The organism is Acidovorax sp. HMWF018, from assembly GCF_003061035.1.
GTDB classification, from domain to species: Bacteria; Pseudomonadota; Gammaproteobacteria; order Burkholderiales; family Burkholderiaceae_C; genus Acidovorax; species Acidovorax delafieldii.
This window is the reverse complement of record NZ_QAIM01000177.1, coordinates 1-2,577: the sequence shown is the minus strand read 5'-3', so window position 1 is coordinate 2,577 and position 2,577 is coordinate 1. Positions and strand designations below refer to the sequence as shown.

5 protein-coding genes are annotated in these 2,577 nt (G+C 58.4%); 3 read left to right on the top strand and 2 right to left on the bottom strand.

What is annotated here, in order from left to right; all coding sequences use genetic code 11:
* Both fliE and DBR23_RS06665 read left to right on the top strand, forming a co-directional pair.
* A partial coding sequence (gene fliE, locus DBR23_RS06670) for a flagellar hook-basal body complex protein FliE (RefSeq protein WP_108497714.1) occupies positions 1-211 on the top strand: 211 nt, incomplete at its 5' end.
* 114 nt (positions 212-325) lie between these two features.
* A complete protein-coding gene (locus tag DBR23_RS06665; RefSeq protein ID WP_008904064.1) occupies positions 326-946 on the top strand; it encodes a class I SAM-dependent methyltransferase in 621 nt (206 codons plus the stop codon).
* Between the two features lie 116 nt (positions 947-1,062).
* Here DBR23_RS06665 and DBR23_RS06660 read toward each other — a convergent pair whose 3' ends face one another.
* Together DBR23_RS06660 and DBR23_RS06655 are read right to left on the bottom strand one after the other, a co-directional pair.
* Positions 1,063-1,587, bottom strand: coding sequence for a DUF4148 domain-containing protein (locus DBR23_RS06660; RefSeq protein WP_008904063.1), 525 nt, complete (start codon positions 1,585-1,587; stop codon positions 1,063-1,065).
* Between the two features lie 96 nt (positions 1,588-1,683).
* Positions 1,684-2,055 (bottom strand): hypothetical protein, encoded by a 372-nt coding sequence (locus tag DBR23_RS06655; protein ID WP_082486177.1) that lies wholly within the window; start codon positions 2,053-2,055, stop codon positions 1,684-1,686.
* 291 nt (positions 2,056-2,346) lie between these two features.
* Between DBR23_RS06655 and DBR23_RS29555 the strand changes: the two genes are divergently transcribed.
* Positions 2,347-2,523 carry a hypothetical protein gene (locus DBR23_RS29555; RefSeq protein WP_158276432.1) on the top strand — a complete coding sequence of 59 codons (177 nt, stop codon included), beginning with the start codon at positions 2,347-2,349 and terminating at the stop codon, positions 2,521-2,523.
* Positions 2,524-2,577 lie beyond the last annotated feature (54 nt).

Below are 2,577 nucleotides of genomic sequence, written 5' to 3'. Positions count from 1 at the left end.
GGACGCGATGAAGCAGGCGCTGACAACCACCAGCCATTTGCAAAGTGAGTCGGGTCGGCTGAGTCGTGAGGTCACACTCGGCAATCCCACGGTCAGCTTGGAAGAAACGATGCTCGCCGGAGTCAAGTCGAACATTGCGTTTCAGGCTACCCTGCAAAGTCGTAACCGAATTGTTCAAGCCTACACCGATGTGATGAATATGCAGGTGTGACTTGCTCTGGGCAAAAGCCACGTAGTCGGAGCACAGATCGGCGCGGACGCTTCCCAGCGAAGTCGGCACATTCCTGCGAGAGCATAGACGCGCGTACTTTCATTGGAGATTTACATGCAGTCCAAAGATCATTGGGAGCAGGTCTACACGGCAAAGCCCACCTCTGGGGTGAGTTGGTTTCAGGAACACGCTCAGCAATCCACCCAGCTCATTCGGCAGACTTCAGTCGCCCGTGATGCGAGCATCATTGATATTGGAGGGGGTGCTTCAACTTTGGTCGATGATTTGCTTGATGAGGGGTACATGAAGGTCGCGGTTCTTGACTTGTCCGAGGCTGCTTTGTCGGCGTCACGGTCTCGACTGGGGGCGCGTGCGGACACCGTAACCTGGCTTGTGAGCGACATTACGCGCGTGGACCTTCCACGGCATGCCTACGACGTTTGGCATGACAGGGCCGTTTTTCATTTCCTTACCTCGTCGCACGAGCGGGAGGCCTACGTTCAGGCGGTTCTGCGCGCTGTCAAGCCCGGCGGTCACGTCATCGTGGCGACGTTTGCAGAAGACGGACCAGAGAGGTGCAGCGGTTTGCCCGTCATGCGCTACAGCGCCGACGGCTTGCACGCGCAATTCGGGGCCCCATTCACGCTCTTGCAGCAAGCGCGCGAAGAGCACCATACGCCACTCGGCACCGTCCAGAAGTTCATCTACTGTCTGTGCCGCAAAGAGCCGAGCTGAGGTTCGCATCGCGCCGATGCCTCCGATGCCCCTACAGACATATTTTCCTTGGGCCTATGGTTCGCTATGCAGGCGCTCTTGCCAGGCATCGACGTCCTCACGTGGACCGGACCGATTTAGAAGCGGGGAGCCTTGGTGGACTCATCCGATGTGACGGCGACGGCAGCATGCTGCGCTGCGTGGTATCGGTCCGGATAGATTTCGTTGAGTTTGCGGCCGTCTTCGCCCACAGCGACGACTTCGCCCTCGCGGATGGCACGTGCCAGCTCGCTCTTGACCTGGTCGCGTGTCTTCAGCGATTTGCTCGCCACGGTGGGATAGCGGCCTGACATCAGTTCATTGCGTTTGACCCCGAACTCGCCGGCCACCATGATGTCGCCTGTGCGGATAGCCTGCTCCAACTCGTCCCGCACTTGCTCCCGGGATTTGCCGACCTGAGTCGAAGTAGCCACGGGATAGGCGCCAGGATTGATCTGTTTGAGCGTAAGACCCGATTCGCCAAAGGCGAGCATGTCGCCGCTTCGCTGAGCCTGCGCCAATTCAGCCCGCACTTGTTCGCGCGTCTTGCTGACCGCTTGGTCCGAAGCAAATGCGGGGGCGGCGACGAGGGAAAGGACGATGAGGGTGGACTTGAGTTTCATGATGGGATTTCCTTGTTGAATAAATGATGGTGGTTTGAGTGCAACCGCAGGCCGGTCTTGAAGGGGCACACGATTGCAGGTAATCGTTGAGACAGCTCAGGGGAGTTGGCGGGCGTTGACCCAACCTGCCTCGCCGCCCAGGTCGCGCATGCCATCGCTGGTCACAGGGTTGCGCTTGGCGGCCTGCAACTCATCCAGAACTTGCTGGCGGGTCTTGGTGAGCTTGGGACCGGGGACGAGCGGATAGGTAGCGGGGTAGCCACGGCTGATCCAGTACAGCGAACCGTCCTTTTGAGCGGCCAGAACGGTGTTTTCGACAGCTTGGCGGCTGATCGCGTTGCCCAGGTGGTCGGGGGCCAGACTCACGCCTTCTTCCTGGCTTGGGCTTGCGTGGTACACCGAAGTGGCAAAGGACGCTGTAGCGGATGCAGCGAGGCTGGCGACTAGGATGGCGGTACGAACTTTCATGATGGTCTCCTGTGGCGCCGGATGCCCGATATGGTCCATCCAGGTGGCGTTTTTCTGCGCCATGTAGAGAAGTCTAGAAGCCGCACCCCTACGAAGCGGTGACCTTCCGATTACGATTTTGAAAGCCACAGGCCGCATGGGGGTTGCTGGCATGCTCTGAAGAGCGCATGAGCGAAGGATGGACCTTCGCTCGAAGGCGATTTCCTAAGGGCCTGCACTCTTCTTGACATTCACACAGGGACAAGGCCCAAGCTGCCAGTTTAGGCAAAAGCGACGCATGGAGGTGATGCTATGACCTACAAGATTGCTGATACCCGTCGACAGCTCAGCTACGCACTTTTGCGCGTTTTTGAGCAAGCGCGCGGGCAGCGGGAACTCGCTGTAGCCGATCTCGTGCTGTGTGCGCTTGAAGAACTTGCACGCAAAGTGAGGTTGCCCCTGAAAAGTGGAGTTCTTAACCCTTGTTGAAAATACCGACAAGGAGTTGAGCAATGAGTGACAAGCAAGTGCGTGCGCAGTACA

Excerpts from the sequence above, each read along its gene's own strand:
- DBR23_RS06665 (WP_008904064.1), top strand. The coding sequence starts at position 326 with ATGCAGTCCAAAGATCATTGGGAGCAGGTCTACACGGCAAAGCCCACC.
- DBR23_RS06660 (WP_008904063.1), bottom strand. The coding sequence starts at position 1,587 with ATGAAACTCAAGTCCACCCTCATCGTCCTTTCCCTCGTCGCCGCCCCC.
- DBR23_RS06655 (WP_082486177.1), bottom strand. The coding sequence starts at position 2,055 with ATGAAAGTTCGTACCGCCATCCTAGTCGCCAGCCTCGCTGCATCCGCT.
- DBR23_RS29555 (WP_158276432.1), top strand. The coding sequence starts at position 2,347 with ATGACCTACAAGATTGCTGATACCCGTCGACAGCTCAGCTACGCACTT.